We start from the raw sequence: 21,294 nt of genomic DNA on the forward strand, positions 1-21,294 counted from the left end.
ACTACTTTCCTTGGGTCCCTCTGGGACGGCCCTTGCGGGTGCCGTTCTCCGTACCGTTCTCGCTGTCGTACTTCTCGTACGCGTCGACGATACGGCCGACCAGCTTGTGCCTGACGACATCCTGGGACGACAGACGCGAGAAGTGCACGTCGTCGAGGCCTTCCAGAATGTCCTGCACCTGCCGCAGCCCGCTCTTCGCGCCGTTCGGCAGGTCGACCTGCGTCACGTCCCCGGTGATCACGATCTTCGACTCGAACCCGAGCCGGGTCAGGAACATCTTCATCTGCTCGGGGCTCGTGTTCTGGGCCTCGTCAAGAATGATGAAGGCGTCATTGAGCGTCCGGCCCCGCATGTAGGCCAGCGGCGCGACCTCGATGGTGCCCGCGGCCATCAGCCGCGGGATCGAGTCCGGGTCGAGCATGTCGTGCAGCGCGTCATAGAGAGGCCGCAGATACGGGTCGATCTTCTCGTAGAGCGTGCCCGGCAGAAATCCGAGCCGCTCCCCCGCCTCCACGGCGGGCCGGGTCAGAATGATGCGGTTGACCTGCTTGGACTGCAGGGCCTGCACCGCCTTGGCCATGGCCAGATAGGTCTTGCCGGTGCCGGCGGGCCCGATCCCGAAGACGATCGTGTGCTTGTCGATCGCGTCGACGTACCGCTTCTGGTTCAGGGTCTTGGGCCGGATCGTGCGGCCGCGCGACGACAGAATGTTCTGCGTGAGCACCTCGGCGGGGGTCTCCGTACCGTCGCCCTCACCGCTCTGCGTCGCCTTGAGCATGGCGATGGAGCGCTCCACGGCGTCCTCGGTCATCGGTGCCCCTGTCCTCAGAACCAGCATCATCTCGTCGAACAGGCGCTGGACGAGGGCGACTTGCCCCGGCTCCCCGGACGCGCTGATCTCATTGCCCCGGACGTGGATGTCGGCCGCCGGGAAGGCCTTCTCGATCACTCGCAGCAGGGCGTCACCGGAACCCAGCACCTCGACCATGGGGTGCTTGGCCGGGACGGTGAACTGCGCGCGTGCCTGCTCCTGCCCTGCGCTACGGGCGCTGGATGGTGTCTGCGTCATGGGCGGGCTCTGAGGGCCGCATTCTCCTTGTGACAGCCGTTGTCTGACGTTCCCCAGCGTACGTCGCTCCGCTGACAGACCCGTAGCCTTTTCCCGCGCTCTTGTTCCTGTCCCCCGGTTATGCGCCCGGCGCAGCTGCCCAGCCCCGGGGCTCCGCCCCGGACCCCGCTCCTCAAACGCCGGAGGGGCTTGCATTACCGGCGCTCAGCCGCCTACGAGACAGAAGAGGGCGCCCGGAGCGGGCGGAGAACCGAGCACACCACTGCCCTCCGGTCGCGTACGAGACGGGAGGGGACGGTCGGGGTATGTGCGCGCGCAGCACACCGGCACGCGGTAGCGACGCCCGAAGCAAGCGGCGAGGCCATCAAGATGGCGAGCACGGACATACCCCGGGCGGCCCCGTACCCACCCCGACACCTATCGGAACGCACCAGACAGCCGCCGACGAAACCCCGGACGGCCACCCTCCATTCAGGCGGACCGCCCGAACCCAATGGTCGGCACGGCACGCCGAAGCGGCCAGGGCCGCGCGGCCTCCGGCAGCAGCGGCTCCAGGAAGGCATACCGCTCGAGCGCCGCAGGATCCTGCTCGCCACGCTCCTCGTACGCCTGGATCTGCCGCCACCACGCGGCGACCTCCGACCACCCGGGCGCGGACAACGACCCCCCGAACTCCTGCACCGACAGCGCCGCCGTAAGACCCGCGAACGCCAGCCGGTCGGCCAGCGGCCACCCCGCGAGCGTGCCCGTCACGAACCCGGCCACGAAGACATCCCCCGCCCCGGTCGGATCGAGCGCCTCGACCTCGATGGCCGGCACGGACGCCGTCTCACCACTGCGCCCGTCCACCGCGTACGCGCCCTCGGAGCCGAGCGTGACGACGGCCAGCGGCACATGCTCGGCGAGCGCGTGCGCGGCCGCCCGGGGACACGACGTCCCCGTATAACGCATCGCCTCCTCCGCGTTCGGCAGGAACGCCTCGCAGTGCCGGAGGTCGGCCAGGGCCGCCAGATCCCAGCGGCCGGTGTCGTCCCAGCCGACGTCCGCGAAGACCCGGGTCCCGGCACGGGCGGCCTCGGCGATCCAGGGCGCGTCGACCCCGGGGACGAGCGCGGCGATCGCGGCCCGCGTACGGGGCGGACACGCGGGCGCGGGCTCCTGCGGGGGCGGCTCGTGCCCGTGGCTCACCATGGTGCGTTCGCCCTCGTACGCCATGGAGACGGTGACGGGCGAGTGCCAGCCCTGCGCGGTCCGCGAGTAGCTCAGGTCGATGCCCTCGCCCCGCTCCAGGGTGTCCCAGCAGTACTCGCCGTAGTGGTCGTCGCCGAAGGCGGCGGCGAGGGAGGTGCGCAGGCCGAGGCGGGCGAGGGCGGCGGCCATGTTCGCGACGCCGCCGGGGCTCGATCCCATGCCGCGCGCCCACGACTCGGTGCCCCGTACGGGCGCGCTGTCCAGGCCGGTGAAGACGATGTCGAGGAAGACGGTGCCGGTGAGGTACACGTCGCAGGCCGGGTCGCCGGGCGCGCGGAGCGCCGCGAGAGGGTCCGTGTGGGCCGGTTCGGTGGGGGTCACGTCCTTCTCCCTGCAGTGGTACGGGTCCGGCCAGTGTGCATGAAGCGGGCCCGTACCACGGCAGTTGACATCAGCCCGTCACGCGCGCCGCTCCACCACCGGCGATCCGGGACGCCGGAGCCGGGGCCGACGCCGCCCGCCGCGCCCCGCGCACGACGTCGTTGCGGCCACCGCCCCGCACCAGCAGCACACTCAGCGCGGCGAGGAACCCGACCACCGTGAGCCCGACGAGGCCCCCCTTGGTCGATCCTGTCGCGTCCTCGATGAGCCCGAACGCGGTCGGGGCGACGAACCCGCCCAGGTTGCCGATGGAGTTGATGAGGGCGATGCCGGGCGCGGCGGCCCGCGCGTCGAGGTAGCTCTGCGGAATGGTCCAGAAGATCGGCGAGGCGGGCTTGAAGCCGACGGCGGCCAGGCAGAGCGCGCCGAGCCCCGCCCACGGCGAGACGAACACGGCGAGCAGCGTCCCGGCGCCGCCGATGAGCAGCAGCGCCACGAGGATGGGGCGCCGCTTGCCGATCCGGTCGGACAGGCGGCCGGAGACGTACACGGAGGCGATGGCGAAGAGCCACGGGACGGCGGTCAGGAGCCCCACCTGGAACTCGCTCAGCCCGCCGATGTCGTCGACGATCGAGGGCAGCCAGAACGTGACGGCGTACAGGGCGACGTTGATCGCGAAGTAGATCCACAGGAACAGGAGCATCTGTGGGTCGGCGAGCAGCTTCCACCGAGAGACGCGCGCGGTCGCCCGCCCCTTCTCCCGGTCGTGCTGCTCGGCGTCGATGACGGCGACGAGCCCGTCCTTCTCCTCCCGGGTCAGCCAGGTGGCGGCCTCGACGCTGGAGTCGAGGAACCGGTACACGACGAAGCCGAGCACGACAGAGACGATGCCTTCGATGAAGAACATCCACTGCCAGCCGGAGTGTCCCCAGATGCCGTGCATCTCCAGGAGGGCGCCGGAGATGGGCCCGACGATCACCGTCGCGGTGCCGGACCCCATGAGGAACACCGAGGTGGCGCGGCCGCGGTGCGAATCGGGCAGCCACCGCGAGAAGTAGTAGATGACGGCGGGGAAGAACCCGGCCTCGGCGACGCCCAGCAGGAACCGCAGGGCGTAGAACATGCCGGGGCTGTTCACGAAGACCATCGCCGTGGCGACGACGCCCCAGCTGATCATGATGCGGGTCAGCCAGACCTTCGCGCCGAAGCGCTCCATGAGCATGTTGCTGGGGACTTCGAAGATGGCGTACGCGATGAAGAAGATGCCGGCGCCGAGACCGAAGGCGGCGGCGGAAAGGCCTACGTCGGCGCGGAGTTGGTCCTGGGCGAATCCCAGGTTGACCCGGTCCATGTAGTTGGCGACGAACATGACGAAGAAGAGCGGGACGACGCGCCGGAAGATCTTACGGATGGCCGACTGGACGGCGATCGGGTGTTCTACGGGGGCGGGGACTGCGGACACGAGCGGCTCCGGTCGTGGGCAGGGAGTACAGGCTGGGGCATGGCCGGGAGGGGGACTCCCGGCCCAGTGGGGGGCTGCACCAATGCGGGGGGGGATCAGTGGGGGGGCTTACCAACGCGGCACGGCCGGGGTGACCCAGTCGGGGTCGAGGACGCGCATGGCGGCCGCGTCGTCGCGGTCGCGCATCGCGGCGAAGTCCTCGTTCAGCCACCTCTGGTGCAGCAACTCCAGCTTGGCGCGGTCGAGTTCGACGCCGAGGCCGGGCGCGTCGGAGACTGTGACGCGGCCGTCCTCGAAGGTGAGGCGTTCGGTCAGCACGTCCTCGGACTGCCACGGGTAGTGCGAGTCGCAGGCGTGGTGCAGGTTCGGCACGGTGGACGCGACGTGCGTCATGGCGGCGAGGCTGATCCCCAGGTGCGTGTTGGAGTGCATGGAGATGCCGACGCCGAACGTGCGGCAGATGGCGGCGAGTTGCTGCGTGTTGCGCAGACCGCCCCAGTAATGGTGGTCGGAGAGGACGACCTGGACGGCGCCGGTGGTGAACGCCTCCTTGATCTCGGCGAAGGTGGTCACGCACATGTTGGTGGCGAGCGGGACACCGGCCTTGGCGGCGACCTCGGCCATGGCGGGCGTGCCGAGCGCCGGGTCCTCCAGGTACTCCAGTACGTCCCTGAGTTCGTCGGCGACCTTGAGTGAAGTCTCCACGGACCAGGCACCGTTGGGGTCGAGGCGCAGGGGCTTGCCGGGGAAGGCCTCGGCGAGCGCGCGGACCGCGGCTATCTCCTCGTCGGGCGTGAAGCAGCCGCCCTTGAGCTTGAAGGACTCGAAGCCGTAGCGCTCGTTGAACAGGCGGGCCTGCGCGACGACGCCGGCCGGGTCGAGGGCCGCGCCCCAGTCGTCCTTCTCGCTCACGACACCGGCGGGGTGAGCGGCGTACTTGTAGAAGAGGTACGCGCTGTACTCGACGGAGTCGCGGAGCTTGCCGCCGAGCAGCGCGTGCACGGGCAGGCCGAGCGCTTTGCCGAACGCGTCGAGGCAGGCCACCTCGAAGCCGGAGACGACGGAGAGGCGCAGTTTGTCGGCGGTCTGGACGCCGCGCAGCCCGCCGACGTCGACCTGGTTCTCGACGCGCGCGTCGTCGACGGACACCTCGTCCGCGATGGTGAACAGGCCGTTCAGGTCTGAGACTTGACGCCCTTTCAGGCGGTCGGCGAACGGTCGGGCGAGCTCCAGGTACTTGGCGTCGCCGTAGGTCTCGCCGACCCCCGTGACGCCGTCGGCGGTGACGACCTCGACGATGAGCCGGGGCGTGTACGGCTGGTGCACGCCCTGCGTGTTCAGGAGCGGCGGGTCGGCGACGAGGATCGGGGTGAGGCGGACGTCGGTGATCGTCAGATCGGTCATCGGGCGGCTCCTGCGGTGACGGGGGCGGGGGCGGTTTCGGATACGAGGTCGAGGCCGGTGGCGAGCAGTCGCTCCAGGTCGGCGAGGTCGGCCGGGGTGGGGTCGGCGAGCGGCGCGCGCACCGGTCCGACGGGGCGTCCGCGCAGCCGGGCGGCGGCCTTGACGAGCGAGACGCCGTATCCGGGGACCCGGTCCCGCAGCTCGACGAAGGGGATGTAGAACTCGCGCAGCAGCCGGTCGACCCGTGCGGTGTCCCCGTCCCGCAGCGCCGCGAAGAACGCGGCGGCGATCTCGGGCGCGAAGGCGTGCACGGCCGAGGAGTAGGCGGGGACGCCGACGGCCGCGTAGGCGCGGGCCTGGACCTCGGCGGTGGCGGCCCCGTTGAAGAAGAGGAATCCGTCGGGCGCGGCGAGCGTGAGACGTTGCAGCTGGTCGAGGTCGCTGTGGCCGTCCTTGAGACCGACGACGTTCGGCAGGGCGGCGATGCGCCTCAACGAGTCGACGGTGAAGGCGACTTGGTCACGCTGGTAGACGATGAGCGGCAAGCACGTCCGCGCGGCGATCTCCTCGACCTGGGCGACGAGTCCGCTCTGCGGGCCCCGCACCAGGTAGTGCGGCAGGACGAGCAGGGCGTCCGCCCCCGCCTCCTCGGCGATGCGCGCGAAGCGCACGGCCTGCGCCCAGCCGTATCCGATGCCCGCCACGACGGGTACGCGCCCCGCGGTCTCCTCGACCGTGGCGGTGACGACCTGCCGGTACTCGTCCTCGTCGAGCGAGAAGAACTCGCCGGTGCCGCACGCCGGGAAGACGGCGCCGGGCCCCGTCGCCACCTGGGCGGCGACGTACGCGCGAAAGCCGTCGAGGTCGAGGACCCCGCCGTCGTCGAAACTCGTCAGGGGGAAGGAGAGGACGCCGCCCGCCATGCCCTCCCGCAGCCGGGCCACGAGGTCGTCGTGGCACTCCTCTGTCTCCGTACGTAGATGCCATCCACACATGTAGATGGAGATTAGATACGCGAACGAGGGCCGTCAATGCCCCGCGCACTCCCACTTCATGACCGCCGCCTTACGATCGGCACATGCCGGACCAGCACACAGAGCAAGAGAGCGCGGAAACGGGCGCGCAGCCCAGGGGCGGTGTCCGCGAGGTCAAGTCCGCGGCCCGCACCGTCGACCTGCTCGAAGTGCTGGCCGCCCGCGGCGACCGCCCGGCCCGCCTCCAGGAGCTCGCCGACGAGCTGGCCGTGCCGCGCAGCTCCATGTACGCGCTGCTGCAGACGCTCATCGCGCGCGGCTGGGTCCGCACCGACGTCACCGGCTCCCTCTACGGCATCGGCATCCACGCTCTGCTGACCGGCACCAGTTACCTCGACACCGACCCGTACGTCCGCACCGCGCGCCCGCACCTGGACGAGGCGTCGGAGGCGCTCGGCGAGACGATCCACCTGGGTCGGCTCGACGGCTTCGACGTGGCGTACCTGGCGACCCGCGAATCGCACGAATACCTGCGCACGATCACCCGGGTCGGGCGGCGGCTCCCCGCGCACGTCGGCGCCCTCGGCAAGGCGCTGCTCGCGGAGCGCTCCGACACCCAACTGCCGCCCGGCCCGTACGTCCCGGCCACCGGGAACACGCACACCACCCGCGAGGCGCTCGCCGCCGACCTCGCGGCGACCCGCGCCCGCGGTTACTCGGTCGATCGCGAGGAGGGCGTCGACGGCATCGTCGGCTTCGGGTTCGCCCTGCGCTACGCCGCTCCGGCGCACGACGCGATCAGCTGCTCGGTGCCGATCGCGCGGCTGACCGCGGAGCACGAGGAGCGGATCGTGGCGGTCATGCGCGAGACCCGCGCGCGCATCGAGACGGCCACCCACCGCGGCCCCTCGGGCACCCCCAACTGGCGTTAGCGGCCTGCCGAAAAGGCCCTCGGCTACCCGGCCGAACCACCCCCAAACCAGATGTGGCACAGGTCACACAGTCTCGACTTTTGTGCGGCCCTTTCGGCTTGATACAAATTGGCCGCGCCCCAACGTCCCCGGTTCGGTTCCGTTCGCAAAGACGTCGCGCTCCTCAACCCCCTTTCCTTACCACCCCCTTGCCCAAAACCTGCCCAGACATCGTCCAGGGCATCGGGGTCCGTCATCAGGAACGCCCGTGTCTTCGCGCACCCCCCGGCCCGCGCTCATAGCCCTCTTCACGGCCGGTTATCTCGCCGCCTATCTGCTGCCCACGGTCGTCGGCCGTCTCGCCGACAGCCTGCGCCTTTCCCCCACCCAGGCCGGTCTGGTCGGCAGCACGCTGCTGCTGAGCTCGGCCACCGCCGGCTTCACGCTCGCGTCCCGCGTCGAACGGGTCGGCGCCCGCCGCGCCGCCCGCGCCGGACTCCTCCTCGCCGCCGTCGGCTACGGCACCGCGGCGCTCTCCACCTCCGTGCCCCTGGTCGTCGCGGGTGCGATGATCGGCGGCTTCGGCTCGGGTACGGCAACGGCCGTCGCCGCCACCGGGATCGCCGCCCAGAAGGACCCGCACCGCGCCTCCACGCTCGGCCTGCTGACCGTCTCGGCCCTGGCGGGCGCCCTCTATCTGACGATCCCCCGGATCAGCCCGACGGGCCACGCCCTGCCCTTCGCCGCGCTCGCCGTCACCGCACTCGCCGTGTGGCCCGCGACGCACCGGCTGCCCGATCCGGCGGGTCCGGACAACAGCCCGGCGCAGGTCGACCGCACCCTCAAGTCGCCGCTCCCGTACGCCCGTTCCGGCACGGCCCTGGCGGCGGTCATCGTCTGCTGGTCGATGGCGCAGAACTCCCTGTGGGGCGTCAGCAGCCGCATCGGCACCGTCCAGGCAGGCCTCAGCGAGGTCACCGTCGGCAGCGTGTTCGCCGTGGCGCTCGGCGCGGGCCTGCTCGGCGTGATCGGCGCGGGCGCGCTCGGCACCCGCATGGGCCGCGCGCTGCCCATCGGCGCCGGCACGGCGGCCATCGCCGGCTGCATCGCACTCAGCGCGAGCGCCGACGGCCTCGGCTCCTTCGCGACGGGCGAGATCGCCTGGAACACCCTCTACCCGGTGGTGCTCTCGTACCTGCTGGGCCTCGGCGCCTCGCTCGACCCGCGCGGCCGCTGGGCGGTCCTGGTCGGCTCGGCCTCCTCGCTCGGCACGGCGTGCGGCCCGCTGGTCGGCAGTTCCGTGTCGCAGGCGGTCGGCTTCCCCGCGATGGGCACGGCGCTCGCGGTCGCGCTGCTCCTGCTGGCGGTGCCGCTCACCGCGATCACCCTGCACACCGCGGGACGCCCGCTGTTCGCCGGTGCGGCCAGGCGCCGCAGCGGCGCCCCGGTCGGCGCGATCGTCCCGCCGTCGGGTCTGCTGGAGCAGCCCGTCGTCGAGATCTACCCGCTGGAGGTGCCCGCCGTCGCCGCGGTGGAGTTCACGACGGCGGGCCCGGACGGGATTCAGCCCGAGATGTCGTCCAGCGGATACGCCTCGACCTCGGCGAGATAACGCGCGCGCCGCGCCTCGTCCTCCTCGCTGCCGTCGAGGAAGGACGCCACGAACGAGTTGCGGGCGAGCTCCCGCAGCCGTTCATGGTCCAGGGCGAGCGCCTCGTGCACGGCGTGGAAGGTGTCTCCGGCGTACCCGCCGAAGTAGGCCGGGTCGTCGGAGTTCACCGTGCACAGCAGCCCGGCGTCCATCATGGCGACGAGCGGGTGCTCCTCCAGTACGTCGATGGCGCGCAGCCGCACGTTCGACAGCGGGCAGAGCGTCAGCGGAATCCGGTCGCGTACGAGACGCGCGACGAGCTCCGGGTCCTCCATGGACCGCAGCCCGTGGTCGACGCGCTCGACCCCGAGCAGGTCCAGGGCCTCCCACACGTACGACGGGTCGCCCTCCTCGCCCGCGTGCGCGACCTTGCGCAGGCCGAGGTCGCCCGCGGCCTCGTAGACCTCACGGAACTTCGAGGCGGGGTTGCCGACCTCGGCGGAGTCGAGCCCGACGCCGACGATGTGGTCGAGGTACGGCTTGGCGGCCTCCAGCGTCTCCATCGCCGACTCGGCGGACTGGTCGCGCAGGAAGCACATGATGAGCTTGGTGGAGACCCCGTGCCGCTCCTCGCTGCGCGCGAGCGCCCGCGACAGGCCCTCGACCACGGTGCCCATGGCGACGCCGCGCGCCATGTGGGCCTGCGGGTCGAAGAAGATCTCGGCGTGCCGCACGCCCTGCTCGGCGGCGCGCGCCAGATAGGCGTCGGCGAGCGCCTCGAAGTCGTCCTCGGTGATCAGTACGGCCATCAGGCCGTAGTAGAGGTCGAGGAAGGACTGCAGGTCGGCGAAGAGATAGGCGGCGCGCAGCGCCTCTGTGTCGGCGTACGGCAGCGTGATGCCGTTGCGGTCGGCGAGGGCGAAGGCCAGCTCCGGTTCGAGGGTGCCTTCGATGTGCAGGTGCAGCTCGGCCTTGGGGATGCGAGCGAGTGGTGCGAGGGACATCCGAGCATCGTACGCAGGTCAGGGCCTTGGGCTTTCAACGCCGCTTCGGCACCGGTACGCGGTCCAGGTCGCGGGCGACCGTCAGTTCCCCCTCGAATCCGGCGGCCCGCGCCTGCCGGGCGAACTCCTCCGGGTCGCCGTAGCGCTGGCTGAAGTGCGTCAGTACGAGATGGCGTACGTTCCCGTCGCGGGCCACACGGGCCGCCTGCCCGGCGGTCAGGTGCCCGTGATCGGAGGCGAGTCGGTGGTCCTCGTCGAGGAAGGTCGACTCGATGACGAGCAGATCGCAGCCCTCGGCGAGCTCGGTCACCCCGTCGCACAGCCGGGTGTCCATGACGAACGCGACGCGCTGCCCGCGCCGCACCTCGCTGACGTCGGCGAGCGTGACCTCGCCGATCCTGCCCTCGCGCTGTATCCGGCCCACGTCGGGCCCGGCGATCCCGTGCGCGGCGAGCCGCTCGGGCAGCATCCGGCGCCCGTCGGGCTCGACGACGCGGTACCCGTACGACTCGACGGGGTGCGACAGCCTGCGCGCCTCCAACCGGTACGCGGGGGTGTCGGCCAGCACCGCGCCGTCCCCGCTCACCGGCTCCTGCGCGATGTCGACGGTCTCCCGGTACGCGGTGGAGTACCGCAGCCGGTCGAAGAACCGCTGCCCGGAGGCCGGGTAGTGGGCGGTCACCGGGTGCGGCACGCGGTCCAGGTTGATCCGCTGGATGACACCGGCGAGCCCCAGCGAGTGGTCGCCGTGGAAGTGGGTGACGCAGATCCGGTTCAGGTCGTGCGCGGCGACACCGGCGCGCAGCATCTGCCGCTGCGTGCCCTCGCCCGGGTCGAAGAGGATGCCCTCGGCGTCCCAGCGCAGCAGGTAGCCGTTGTGGTTGCGATGGCGGGTCGGCACCTGGCTTGCGGTGCCGAGCACGACGAATTCCCTTACAGACACGGTGAGTTGTCCGTGTTCCGTTATCCGGGGGGCCACTGGAGGCCGCGGCCGCCCAGGATGTGCGCGTGGGCGTGGAAGACGGTCTGGCCCGCGCCGCCGCCCGTGTTGAACACGAGCCGGTAGCTCTCCAGCTTCTCCTCCTTGGCGACCTCGCCGGCCTCGCGCAGCACGTCCGCGGCGGTCTCCGGCTCCGCGGCGGCCAGGGAGGCGGCGTCCGGGTGGTGGACGCGCGGGATGACCAGGATGTGCGTCGGGGCCTGCGGGTTGATGTCCCGGAACGCGACGGTGGTCGGGGTCTCGCGGACGAGGGTGGCGGGCACGTCCCCCGCGACGATCTTGCAGAACAGGCAGTCGGCCTGGGGTTCGCCGGTCACGTCGGGTCTCCTTTGCGAGGGCGTCTCGGTATGGCGGCATCGTATCGATCAGCCCCGAGGGCCACGCGCTCCGGTCTCCGCGGGCCGGTGGGGACTTCTCGCGCAGTTCCCCGCGCCCCTGGAGCGTGCGGCTTCGCCGCAGCCCCATGGCCTGAGATCGCGCACGAAGTGCGCATCTCAGGGGCGCGGGGAACTGCGCGACCAGCCCCCACCGGCCCGCACCCGGCGACGACACCGCCCCCGGCAGACGGGGATCTCTACGGCAGCCCGGGTGGAACCTTCGCCGGGTTCTCGGCAAGCGCGGCCAGTGCGATACGTACCGCCTCGTCCAACTGCGGGTCACGCCCGGCCGCGACGTCCTGCGGCGTGGCCACCACCTCCACGTCCGGATCGACCCCGTAATTCTCCAGCCCCCACCCGTAACCTTCCATCCAGGTCGCATACTTGGGCTGCGTCACGAGCGTGCCGTCCACCAGCCGGTACCGGCTGTCGATCCCGATGACGCCGCCCCAGGTGCGGACCCCGACCACGGGCCCGATCCCGAGCGCCTTGATCGCCGCGTTCACGATGTCGCCGTCGGAGCCGGAGAACTCGTTGGCGACGGCGACCACGGGGCCCCGCGGCGCATCCATCGGGTAGCTGGAGGGGCGGCTGCCGCGCGGTACGTCCCAGCCCACGACCCGCCGCGCCAGCTTCTCCACGACGAGCTGCGACGTGTGCCCGCCGCGGTTCTCGCGGATGTCCACGACCAGACCCTCGCGGGCCACCTCCACGCCGAGGTCGCGGTGGATCTGCGCCCAGCCAGGCGCCTGCATGTCCGGCACGTGCAGATAGCCGAGCCGCCCGCCCGACTGCTCGTGGACGTAGGCGCGCCGGTCCGCGACCCACGCGTGGTAGCGCAGCGGCTCCTCGTTCGACACCGGCACCACGACCACATGGCGCGGATCACCGCCGCCCGCCGGGGACACGGTCAGCTCGACCGGCTTGTCGGCCGTGCCGACGAGCAGCGGCCCGGGGCCCGCCACCGGGTCGACGGGCCGCCCGCCCACCGCCACGATCGCGTCGCCCGCGCGCACCGCGACGCCCGGCGCGGCGAGCGGGGAGCGGGCGCGCGGGTCGGACGTCTCGGACGGCAGCACCCGGTCCACCAGCCACTGCGGCACTCCCTGGGGGCCGCTCTCGTGCCGGGAGATGTCGGCGCCAAGCAGCCCCTGCCGGTGCGCGGCGGAGCCGCCCCCGCCGCCCGGTACGACGTACGCGTGGGAGGTGCCGAGCTCGCCCTGCACCTCCCACAGCAGGTCGACGAGGTCGTCGTGGGTGGCGACCCGGTCGAGGATCGGCCGGTAGCGCTCCAGTACCCCGGCCCAGTCCACCCCGTTCATGTCGGGGCGCCAGAAGTTGTCGCGCATCAGGCGGCCGGTCTCGTCGTACATCTGCCGCCATTCGGCGGCCGGGTCGACGCTCTGGCTGATCCGGGCCAGGTCGACGGTGATGTTCGTGTCGCTGTCGTCGTCGTGCGAGGGGCGCCGGTCGCTCGGCACGACCTTCAGCACCTCGCCGGTCCACAGCAGCACCCGCTTGCCGTCGCCCGTGACCTCGAAGTGGTCGGCGTCGGCGCCGAGTTCCTCGATGCGCTGCTGGGCGAGGTCGTAGCGCTCGAGGCGGGTCTTCGGGTCGGGGTCGTGCCGTCCGGCCCGCGAGTCGCCGAGCACACCGTGCACCGGGTGCCGCAGCCAGAGCACGCCGTCCTTGGCCGTGCGCAGGGTCGAGTAGCGGGCGGCCTCGACGGGGAACGGCACGATGCGGTCGACAAGCCCTTCCAGGTCGACGCGGGTGGCGGGCGCGCCCTCGCTGTCCGGTGTTTCGGCCGCGGGCGTGTCCGCCGGTTCGAACGGCCGCCCGTGCCGTTGCGGCCCGAAAGGTGACGGGGTCGCCGCGGCCAGGGTGATCAGATGCGGCCGGGAGCCGCTCACGAACGCCAGGTCGAAGGCGTGCTCGTCGTAGACCGGGTCGAAGGAGCGGGCCGACAGGAACGCCAGGTGCTTGCCGTCGAGGGTGAACGCGGGCGCGTAGTCCCGGAAGCGGAGCTGGGTCGCCTCGGTGACGGTCAGGTCGGCGGTGTTGGCGAGCTTGAGCTCACGCAGGCCGTGCGGTCCGGGGTGCGACCAGGCGAGCCACGCCGAGTCGGGTGAGAAGGCGAGCCCGGACGCGTGCCCGTCCTCGCTGCGGTCCACCTCCCGTACGTCGCCCCGGTCGCGCTCGACGAGCAGGACCCGTCCGTCGTGCGCGGCGACGGCGACCCGGCCGCCGTCCGGCGCGACGGTGATACCGAGGACGCGGCCGAGCTGCCCGGCCCCGAGCCGGCGGGGGGTGGCGCCGGGCGCGGCCCCGGTGGCGGGCGCGAACTCCAGCGCGTCGTCGCCCTCGGCGTCGGTCACCCACACCACGTGTTCCTCGCCGTCGACGCGGAACGTGTGCGGGAGTCTGGCCCGTACGCCCTGCTCGGCGGCGAGCGCGCGGGCGGGCCCGGAGCGGTGGGTCACCCAGTGCACGGCGCCGCGCACGGCGACCGCGCTGCCACGCCCGGTGTGGTCGGGCGACGCGGCCCCGAACCAGCGTGTGGCGTCGACAGGGCGCGGCTGCAGACCGGCCCGCTGCCCGCCGAGCCGCACGTCGAGCCGCCGGGCCTCGCCGGCCGCCAGGTCGTCGACGACCCACAGTTCACCGGCACTCGCGTGGACGACCCGGGTTCCGTCGGTGGCGGCGTGCCGTGCGTAGAAGCCGTCGACGGCCGTGTGCCGCCGCAGCCCGGACCCGTCGGGCAGGGAGGAGTACAGCGCGCCGACCCCTTCGTGGTCGGAGAGGAACGCGCAGCGCTCCCCCACCCACATCGGGTACTCGATGTTCCCGTCGAGACTTTCGTGCAGCCTTACGAAGTCGCCGTCGCCCTCCCGGTCGATCCACAGCTTGCCCGCGGTACCGCCCCGGTACCGCTTCCACCAGGCGGCCTCCCGGCCCATCAGCGCGGAGAGCAGCACCACTTGGGAGTCGGGGCCGTACGCGACACCGCCCACGGGGCCGTACGGCAGGGTCTCGGCGGGGCCGCCGTCCAGCGGGACCGCCCGTGCCCAGCTGCGGCGCAGCGAGGCCTGCCCGTGCGTACTGGTGGCGAGGACCCGGCCGTCGGGCGTCCAGCCGCGCACGGTGGTCGTCCAACTCCCCCAGTGCGTAAGGCGTTTGGCCGGCCCCCCGTCGACCGGGGCGACATGCACCTCGGGCGCGCCGTCGCGCCGCGACGTCCAGGCGACGGTCGTCCCGTCCGGGGAGATCCGGGGATGGGTGACCGGCACGTTGTCGGCGCTGACGCGCCAGGCGCGGCCGCCGTCGAGGGGCGCGGCCCACACGTCGTCCTCTGCGGTGAAGACCACCAACTCGCCGTGCGGGTGCGGGAACCGGAGGTAGGCAGGATTCGTCACCCCGCCCACCCTAAATTTGCGGCAGGCCGCGCGTGAGCCTTTTGATCAGTTCGTTCCCCACTCACTACTCACTTCGTCCCTCACTACTCACTTCACTTGTCCTGGCCGCAGTCGCAGGTGGGGTGCGGCTCCGGGACGGTGACGGTCTCGGTCGCGGTCACCGTCTCTGTGACGCCGGGCTGTGGCTCCTCGTTCGTGGGCTCGTGCTGTGTGGGCTCGTCCTGCGGCGGCTCGTCCTGCGGAGGCTCGTCCTGCGGAGGTTCCTCGTGTGTGGGCTCCTCGTGTGTGGGCTCCTCCGGCGTGTAACCGGGCGTCGCCGTGTCCGACGCGGCGCAGTTGCCGAGGACCTGGAGGTGGAACCAGACCTGGTTGTCGACATGCGCGATCGTGTTGCCGCGCACGCACTTGTCGGGGACGACCCCGTACACCCACCCCTTGATCGTGATGTCCTTGCCGTCCTTGGTCTTCCCCTGGCAGTCCACGGTCACCTCCGTCGGCGACGAACCGGCGCTCGTGCCGCTGCCACTGGCCGTGCTCTTGCAGCTGAGCCAGGCGACGTCGGCGTGCTGCCTGTTCAGCTCCTCCGTGGCCTGCTTCTCCGTGGTGACGGAGACGGTGGTCACGTTCAGTTCCCCGTCGGCCGGCTGACACGCGACAGCTCCGGCGACAGCGCCTGCAACGAGGCCCACGGCTGCCAGTACTCGCGGGGCCCGCAACCTTCGTACATCACGGCTGATCCGTCTCAAATCCCCCATGGACGGCAGAATGCCAGCGTCTCCACCGCACGGATAGAGGCGTTGTGGCCAGTGTGGGGCGGGCCTGTCCGGACCTCCACGAGCCGTGCACTGTAAGGGCGTTGCTCTACGAGGCACTCGCGCGCGGCCTGTTCCCTCACGCACCAGGCACGACGGAGACGGCGGCCTGGCCGCTTTTCGACCTAGGGTGCGACGGGTCCAGGTGTCCCGTCCGGTGGAGAAGCGGCGGGTGAAGGTGACGGGCTGTTGCTCGGGCCGGCTGGTGCGGGAGTGTTGGCGGGGACCGACGGCTCGCCCCGCGAGAGGAGCTGTGGCAGCACGAGGAGGACGACTGCCAGGACCGCGGCCAGAACGACTACCGCGGCCTTGCGCAGCCCGGGGTGGACGGCCATCCGTGCGCGGGTCGATGGCGGGGAGGGCGGGCGGAGGGCGGTGACCTGGTCGGCCCGGGCGTGCAGTGCGGCGCGAAGGCGGTCCTCGACCGCTGTCATGGCGTCTCCTTCAGTCGTCTGGCCAGCGCCGTCAGCGCCCGGCTCGCCGTGGACTTCACTGCACCCCGGGACAGGCCCAGGGTTGCCGCGATGTCCGCTTCGGACATGTTCGACCAGTACCTGAGGACGAGGACCTCCCGCTGGCGCACGGTGAGCAGTCGCAGTGCTCGCAGCACTTCCTGGTGTTCTTCCTTGAGGAGGATCTCTTCTTCCGGTGGTGGTGCGGAAAGGATGCGCGGAGGGATGTAGGCGCGCACGGTGCGCCTCCTGCGCAGGACATCCCTTGCGGTGTTGACCACGCTGCGCCGTACGTAGGCTTCGGGGTCGGCGATGCTGTCGAGCATGTCGCCATGACGTCGGTAGAGGCCTGCGAAGGCTTCCTGGACGACGTCCTCGGCTGTGGGGATGTCGTCGACCAGGAGGACGGCCAGGCGCACGAGGTCGAGCCTGCGGTGGCGGTACAGCAGGTCGATCTCTTCCGACGCGGCGCCGGACGACCGGCCCGTGAAGTCCGGTCTCCTCCGGTCCTGGGAGAGGCGGGCCAGGAGCCATCGCCACCGGCCGCGCGGGACGACACCTCCACAGGTGAGAACGGCAGCCATCAGCGCCACACCGGGAAGGTGCCGCAGCCGGTTTCCCGGCGGGTCATATCTGACATAGGGGTCAACCTGTCGACTGGATCGGGAGGTTCAGGGCTTTCAGGGTCTTCAGGGGGGTGCCCCTACTGGGAAGGACGTGTGGGGCGCCCCCAGGTTGCAGTTGCAGTCGCAGTCGTAAGGCAAGTCGTCGGCAACGGCCTGCAACCTCGGGCGGGCCCGTACGTCTGTCAGGTCGTGAAGGGATGTTCCGTCCCGGCACGGGCCATGGCACGGGCGTGCGTGCCCTGCTGTGTACGGGACACCGACGTGCGGGTGAGATCCGGGGAAGTCTGTGCTGAGAGTCAGAGTCGTTGCCGCTGTTGCGCTGGGCTGTCTGGGCCTGGTGTCGGGCTGTTCGGGCCCGGCTGACAAGCCGGCGCGTGACGCGAAGGCGGGGGCGTCGACGCACTCCGCGCCGACGCCGTCCGCGACGGCGAGCCGCGCTCCCGCGCCGCCGGATCACAAGCCGGTCTCGTACAAGCCGGGCTCGCCCGACCGGACCGTGCGCACGGCTCGGGGATATCTGGTCAACACGTGTGTGCCGAAGGACCTGAGGAGCAAGGCCACCACGCTGACCACCAGCGACGGGGTACATCTGTCGGCGCTGGTCATGGGGGACGGGCCCGACGGTGTTCTGCTGGATCACGAGCAGGGCTACAACATCTGCTCGTTCATCGACATCGGACGGCAGTTGGCGGAGCGCGGCTACCACGTGGTGATCCCCGAGTACCGCGATCACGGCGCGTCCGAGCACGTGGCCGTCAACGAGCACATCGACCGCGATGCCCGGGCCGGACTGGCCGAACTGCGCCGTGTCGGTGCGAAGAGGGTGTTCCTGGCGGGAGCGTCGTGCGGCGGTACGACGGCGGCTGTCGCCGGCGTGGACACGCCTCTGCGAGTGGTGGGCCTTCTGATGATGTCCTCGCCTGCCCGGTGCAGCCTCGGGGTCGATGTCGATGCGGTGGCGGCGGTGCGGAAGCTGAAGGTTCCGACGCTGTTGGTGGTGTCGCCCGGTGACATGGAAGGCGCGGTGGAGAAGCAGGTCCGTGAGGTCTACGCGGCCTCCGCTGCCCCCAAGAAAGAGCTGGTCATCGACAAGAGCGGCTACCACGGAACAGACATGATCAAGCGGGCCGGTGCCTCAGGGGCCGCGTTGCAGGACCGGGTCATCGCGTTCATAACGGATTCCTACGATGCCGCCCGTTGAAGGAAGCAGTCACCTCAGCCCCTGGGGCCATGGCGATGAGCGGGCACCGCACGCTCCGGCCCAGGCCCCTTTGCTCACGGATGGAGACATGGTGAAGCGACACAAACGCACGAGGGTTTCGGTTCGCCTGCTGGGCCTGTCGACGGCGGCGCTGTCCGTCGCCGCGACCGCCCTCACGTATACGTCCACGGCGGGCGCCGTGGGAGTGCACGAGGCGGCGGGACGGAGCCCGGTGGCTTCCGTGGCTGCCTCCGGGACCACGAAGACGGTCCGCACGGTCCGCTACGACCTGGGGGACGCGGCCTGGAAGCTGCCGCAGACGGGGGAACCGGCCGAGTTGACCGGTGTGGTGCACTACCCCGCCGACCTGGCCACGGGGCGCCATCCGCTGATCGTGATGATGCACGGATTGCACGAGACCTGCGCCGACCGGGAGGCCGACGCCGCGCGCACGGCAGCCGAGCGCGACGGTGACGACGCCGCGTACGAAGCCGCCGACGCGAAGCTGTACGCCTGGCCGTGCGCACCGGGAACACCCGCGTTGCCCAATCAGCTCGGGTACGACTACCTGGCCCGGACCTTGGCCGGGCAGGGGTTCGTCGTGGTCTCGGTCGGCGCCAACGGCATCAACGCCTCCTCCGTGACGGGCGATGACAACGCTGCCGCGCGGGCGGATCTCCTCAACCGGCAGCTGCGCATGTGGCAGGAGCTCAGCTCCCAGGGCAAGGGTGCGCTTGCCGGGAAGTTCACCGACCCGGTGACCGGAGCGGCGCGACGCGTCGGCTTCGCCCACCACGTGGACATGGGCAACGTGGGGATCATGGGGCATTCCAGGGCCGGGGCCGGGGTCACCTGGCAGGCGGCCGACAGCCATCGGGGGCAGTGGCCCAAGGGCGTCGAGGTCAAGGCGGTGGCGGCGTTGGCGCCCGCCTACAACGTGATGACGGAGGACATGTCCCAGTACGCGATCACCAAGACCCCGTTCGCCACCTTCCGGGGAACCTGCGACGGACAGGTCGGCAGTGAGGCGCTCTGGTTCGCGGCCGACGCGGCAAAGGGGAACCGGAGTGGCTTCTACCAGTTCGCCATCCACGGGGCGAACCACAACTACTTCAACACGCAGTGGTCGCCGCAGAGCCGTCAGGTCGCGGCCGCCGACGATGCCCAGCCGGTGCAAGGGCACCCCGGGCACCGACCGTGAAGGCGCGGCCCCGGCCAGGCAGCTGACCGAGCCGCAGCAGCGCCATGTCGCCACCACGTACCTCGATGCCTTCTTCCGCCGCCATCTCCTCGGCGACACCGGGCAGGACCAGATACTGACAGGGGCACGGCATCCCGACGCGGCCCTTACGGAGGTGGACGTCACCGCCGATACTCCCTGAACGGCAGCCGCCCGCGTAAAGGCTCTCCGTCGGAGAAGCTCTAGCTCCAGCGGCCGGTGCGGGCCAGCAGCAGCGCCACCGCTGCCGTCCCGGCCGTCGATGTCCGCAGCACGCTCCTGCCGAGCCGGAAGGTCCGCGCCCCGGCGTCGTTGAACACCTGAAGCTCCTCCGGTGACACACCGCCCTCGGGGCCGACGACCAGCACGATCTCCCCGCTCTCCGGGAGGTTCGCCGAAGCCAGCGCGGCGCTGTGCGCGTCCCGGTCCTCGTGCAGCACGACCGCCAGGTCCGCCGCGGCGAGCAGTGCCGCGACCTCCTTGGTGGACGCGGCCCCAGTGCCGTCGGGGAACTCGGGGAAGCGGACCCGGCGCGACTGCTTGCCGGCCTCGCGGGCGGTGGCCCGCCACTTGCCGAGCGCCTTGGCCCCGCGCTCGCCGCGCCACTGCGTGACGCACCGCGACGCCGCCCACGGCACGATCGCGTCGACGCCCGTCTCCGTCATGGTCTCGACGGCGAGCTCTCCCCTGTCCCCCTTGGGCAGCGCCTGCACCACGGTGATCCGGGGCCGCTCCTCGGCCTCGGTCCGCAGGGGCCCCGCCTCGACGACGAGCCGGTCCTTGCCCTCGGCCGCGGCGACGACGCCCTCGCTCCACGCCCCGCGCCCGTCCGTCAGCACGAGGGGCTCGCCCGCGCGCAGCCGCTTCACGGAGACGGCGTGCCGCCCCTCGGACCCGTCCAGTACGTACGTGCAGTCGCCCGGCACCGGGCCGTCGACGACAAAGACCGGCGCGGTCACGCGGCGCCCCGCTGCCCGAGCGCGGCCTTGGCGGCGACGAGTTCGGCGGCGAGGACCTCGACGAGCTGTCCGGCCGGCAGTTCCCGGGCGAGGCGGTGCCCCTGCCCCGCCCACAGCGCCATGCCCTGCGGGTCACCGGCCTTGGCGGCGGCCTTGCGGACCGGCGACGTCATGTGGTGTATCTCCGGGTACGCGGCGGGCGCGTACGGCCCGTGCTCGCGCATGAAGCGGTTGACGAGCCCGCGTGCGGGCCGCCCCGAGAACGCCCGGGTCAGCTCGGTGCGGGTGAACAGCGGATCGGTCATGGCCTGCTTGTGCAGCGCGGGCGCACCCGACTCCGGCGTCACGAGGAACGCCGTGCCCAGCTGTGCCAGGTCGGCTCCGGCGGCGAGCACGGCGGCGATCTGCGCGCCCCGCATGATTCCGCCTGCCGCGACGATCGGCAGCTGTACCGCTTCCCGTACCTGCGCGATCAGCGACAGCAGTCCGACGCCGCTGCCGTCGGCCTCGGGGTTGTCGCGGTGCGTGCCCTGGTGTCCGCCGGCCTCGATGCCCTGGACGCACACGGCGTCGGCGCCGGCCCGCTGCGCGGCGAGCGCCTCCTCCACCGTCGTCACGGTGACGGCGGTGAGCGTGCCCACGTTCCGCAGGGCGTCGATCACCTCGCGCGTGGGACAGCCGAACGTGAAGGTGACCAGTGGTACCGGCTCGTCGACGAGGATGGCGAGCTTGGCGTCGAAATTGTCGTCGCGCCCGCTGTCGGGGTCGCCGAGCGGCGCCTGGTACCAGCCGGCCTCACCGGCGAGCTGGTGCCGGTAGACGTCGACCGCGGCCGGGTCCGCGTTGTCGGGCTGCGGCATGAACAGATTGACGCCGAAGGGCCGACCGGTCAGCGCCCGCACCTGCTTGATCTCCTGGTACATGCCGTCGGCCGTCTTGTACCCGGCGGCGAGGAAACCGAGACCGCCCGCATCGGACACGGCGGCCACGAGCGCGGGACAGGACGCGCCGCCCGCCATGGGGGCCTGCACGATCGGACAGGGGCAGAGATCGGTCAGCGCGGAGGACATGAGCGCATCGTGCCACGTACGCGTCAGGCAGCCGAATCGGCGCTCCCGCCTGGCATGTGCCACCCCACCCGAAGTGGGCCCGGGGTGGCACATCCCTACGCGTCACCGCCCGTTGAACGCATCCTTCAACCGCGAGAACAACCCCTGCTGCCCCGGCTGACTGCGCTCACCCGGG

The 21,294-nt window shown here is 71.6% G+C and carries 19 protein-coding genes; 5 read left to right on the forward strand and 14 right to left on the reverse strand.

All coding sequences use genetic code 11. The features are described from left to right. Position 1: 1 nt before the first annotated feature. The 5 genes from ACIREE_RS35730 to ACIREE_RS35750 all read right to left on the reverse strand — a co-directional run bounded on the left by ACIREE_RS35730 (position 2) and on the right by ACIREE_RS35750 (position 6,502). Positions 2–1,069 (reverse strand): PhoH family protein, encoded by a 1,068-nt coding sequence (locus tag ACIREE_RS35730; protein WP_404161963.1) that lies wholly within the window; start codon positions 1,067–1,069, stop codon positions 2–4. A 471-nt stretch (positions 1,070–1,540) separates the two neighbouring features. Then, on the reverse strand, positions 1,541–2,641 hold the full coding sequence (locus tag ACIREE_RS35735) for a carbohydrate kinase family protein (RefSeq protein ID WP_404161965.1): 1,101 nt from the start codon (positions 2,639–2,641) through the stop codon (positions 1,541–1,543). 70 nt (positions 2,642–2,711) lie between these two features. Next, entirely contained in the window at positions 2,712–4,103 is a 1,392-nt protein-coding gene (locus ACIREE_RS35740; protein WP_404161968.1) for an MFS transporter, read from the reverse strand. Positions 4,104–4,211: 108 nt separating this feature from the next. Next, positions 4,212–5,507, reverse strand: coding sequence for a glucarate dehydratase family protein (locus ACIREE_RS35745; protein ID WP_404161970.1), 1,296 nt, complete (start codon positions 5,505–5,507; stop codon positions 4,212–4,214). Then, positions 5,504–6,502, reverse strand: coding sequence for a 5-dehydro-4-deoxyglucarate dehydratase (locus ACIREE_RS35750; RefSeq protein ID WP_404161973.1), 999 nt, complete (start codon positions 6,500–6,502; stop codon positions 5,504–5,506). The genes ACIREE_RS35745 and ACIREE_RS35750 overlap by 4 nt, the downstream gene beginning before the upstream one ends. Positions 6,503–6,585: 83 nt before the next feature. Here ACIREE_RS35750 and ACIREE_RS35755 point away from each other — a divergent pair, with 83 nt between their 5' ends. Together ACIREE_RS35755 and ACIREE_RS35760 are read left to right on the forward strand one after the other, a co-directional pair. Then, positions 6,586–7,413: an IclR family transcriptional regulator gene (locus tag ACIREE_RS35755; protein ID WP_404161976.1), complete on the forward strand. Its 828-nt coding sequence runs from the start codon at positions 6,586–6,588 to the stop codon at positions 7,411–7,413. 247 nt (positions 7,414–7,660) lie between these two features. After that, positions 7,661–9,004, forward strand: coding sequence for an MFS transporter (locus ACIREE_RS35760; RefSeq protein WP_404161978.1), 1,344 nt, complete (start codon positions 7,661–7,663; stop codon positions 9,002–9,004). Here the strand turns inward: ACIREE_RS35760 and ACIREE_RS35765 are convergent. The 7 genes from ACIREE_RS35765 to ACIREE_RS35795 form a co-directional block, all read right to left on the reverse strand. Beyond that, entirely contained in the window at positions 8,956–9,987 is a 1,032-nt protein-coding gene (locus tag ACIREE_RS35765; protein WP_404161981.1) for an adenosine deaminase, read from the reverse strand. The two genes, ACIREE_RS35760 and ACIREE_RS35765, sit on opposite strands and share 49 nt — an antisense overlap. A gap of 34 nt (positions 9,988–10,021) precedes the next feature. Beyond that, positions 10,022–10,930 carry a ribonuclease Z gene (locus ACIREE_RS35770; RefSeq protein ID WP_404161983.1) on the reverse strand — a complete coding sequence of 303 codons (909 nt, stop codon included), beginning with the start codon at positions 10,928–10,930 and terminating at the stop codon, positions 10,022–10,024. A gap of 20 nt (positions 10,931–10,950) precedes the next feature. Beyond that, positions 10,951–11,304, reverse strand: coding sequence for a histidine triad nucleotide-binding protein (locus tag ACIREE_RS35775; protein WP_404161986.1), 354 nt, complete (start codon positions 11,302–11,304; stop codon positions 10,951–10,953). Between the two features lie 257 nt (positions 11,305–11,561). Further along, a complete protein-coding gene (locus tag ACIREE_RS35780; RefSeq protein ID WP_404161989.1) occupies positions 11,562–14,780 on the reverse strand; it encodes a S41 family peptidase in 3,219 nt (1,072 codons plus the stop codon). Positions 14,781–14,872: 92 nt separating this feature from the next. Beyond that, the gene (locus ACIREE_RS35785) at positions 14,873–15,403 is read right to left on the reverse strand and encodes a hypothetical protein (RefSeq protein WP_404161992.1); all 531 of its coding nucleotides are present in this window, start codon (positions 15,401–15,403) and stop codon (positions 14,873–14,875) included. Positions 15,404–15,717: 314 nt separating this feature from the next. After that, positions 15,718–16,026: a hypothetical protein gene (locus ACIREE_RS35790; RefSeq protein ID WP_404161995.1), complete on the reverse strand. Its 309-nt coding sequence runs from the start codon at positions 16,024–16,026 to the stop codon at positions 15,718–15,720. Beyond that, a complete protein-coding gene (locus tag ACIREE_RS35795) occupies positions 16,023–16,628 on the reverse strand; it encodes a SigE family RNA polymerase sigma factor (RefSeq protein WP_404161997.1) in 606 nt (201 codons plus the stop codon). The genes ACIREE_RS35790 and ACIREE_RS35795 overlap by 4 nt, the downstream gene beginning before the upstream one ends. A gap of 328 nt (positions 16,629–16,956) precedes the next feature. On the opposite strand from ACIREE_RS35795, the gene ACIREE_RS35800 reads away from it, so the two are divergent. The 3 genes from ACIREE_RS35800 to ACIREE_RS35810 all read left to right on the forward strand — a co-directional run bounded on the left by ACIREE_RS35800 (position 16,957) and on the right by ACIREE_RS35810 (position 19,253). Continuing rightward, the gene (locus ACIREE_RS35800) at positions 16,957–17,871 is read left to right on the forward strand and encodes an alpha/beta hydrolase (RefSeq protein WP_404162000.1); all 915 of its coding nucleotides are present in this window, start codon (positions 16,957–16,959) and stop codon (positions 17,869–17,871) included. Positions 17,872–17,959: 88 nt separating this feature from the next. Continuing rightward, entirely contained in the window at positions 17,960–19,072 is a 1,113-nt protein-coding gene (locus ACIREE_RS35805; RefSeq protein WP_404162002.1) for an alpha/beta hydrolase, read from the forward strand. Continuing rightward, entirely contained in the window at positions 19,032–19,253 is a 222-nt protein-coding gene (locus ACIREE_RS35810; protein ID WP_404162005.1) for a hypothetical protein, read from the forward strand. Before ACIREE_RS35805 ends, ACIREE_RS35810 begins: the two co-directional genes overlap by 41 nt. Positions 19,254–19,293: 40 nt before the next feature. Here the strand turns inward: ACIREE_RS35810 and ACIREE_RS35815 are convergent, their stop codons facing one another. Next, the gene (locus tag ACIREE_RS35815) at positions 19,294–20,049 is read right to left on the reverse strand and encodes a 16S rRNA (uracil(1498)-N(3))-methyltransferase (protein WP_404162008.1); all 756 of its coding nucleotides are present in this window, start codon (positions 20,047–20,049) and stop codon (positions 19,294–19,296) included. Then, on the reverse strand, positions 20,046–21,119 hold the full coding sequence (locus tag ACIREE_RS35820; RefSeq protein WP_404162011.1) for a nitronate monooxygenase: 1,074 nt from the start codon (positions 21,117–21,119) through the stop codon (positions 20,046–20,048). Before ACIREE_RS35820 ends, ACIREE_RS35815 begins: the two co-directional genes overlap by 4 nt. Positions 21,120–21,294: the final 175 nt, after the last annotated feature.

Source organism: Streptomyces sp. NPDC102467 (assembly GCF_044765445.1).
Taxonomy (GTDB): domain Bacteria; phylum Actinomycetota; class Actinomycetes; order Streptomycetales; family Streptomycetaceae; genus Streptomyces.

Coding starts and splice junctions, on each gene's coding strand:
- ACIREE_RS35745 (WP_404161970.1), bottom strand. CDS start 5,507: ATGACCGATCTGACGATCACCGACGTCCGCCTCACCCCGATCCTCGTC.
- ACIREE_RS35730 (WP_404161963.1), bottom strand. CDS start 1,069: ATGACGCAGACACCATCCAGCGCCCGTAGCGCAGGGCAGGAGCAGGCA.
- ACIREE_RS35820 (WP_404162011.1), bottom strand. CDS start 21,119: ATGTCCTCCGCGCTGACCGATCTCTGCCCCTGTCCGATCGTGCAGGCC.
- ACIREE_RS35805 (WP_404162002.1), top strand. CDS start 17,960: ATGGTGAAGCGACACAAACGCACGAGGGTTTCGGTTCGCCTGCTGGGC.
- ACIREE_RS35750 (WP_404161973.1), bottom strand. CDS start 6,502: ATGTGTGGATGGCATCTACGTACGGAGACAGAGGAGTGCCACGACGAC.
- ACIREE_RS35765 (WP_404161981.1), bottom strand. CDS start 9,987: ATGTCCCTCGCACCACTCGCTCGCATCCCCAAGGCCGAGCTGCACCTG.
- ACIREE_RS35755 (WP_404161976.1), top strand. CDS start 6,586: ATGCCGGACCAGCACACAGAGCAAGAGAGCGCGGAAACGGGCGCGCAG.
- ACIREE_RS35790 (WP_404161995.1), bottom strand. CDS start 16,026: ATGACAGCGGTCGAGGACCGCCTTCGCGCCGCACTGCACGCCCGGGCC.
- ACIREE_RS35795 (WP_404161997.1), bottom strand. CDS start 16,628: ATGGCTGCCGTTCTCACCTGTGGAGGTGTCGTCCCGCGCGGCCGGTGG.
- ACIREE_RS35810 (WP_404162005.1), top strand. CDS start 19,032: ATGCCCAGCCGGTGCAAGGGCACCCCGGGCACCGACCGTGAAGGCGCG.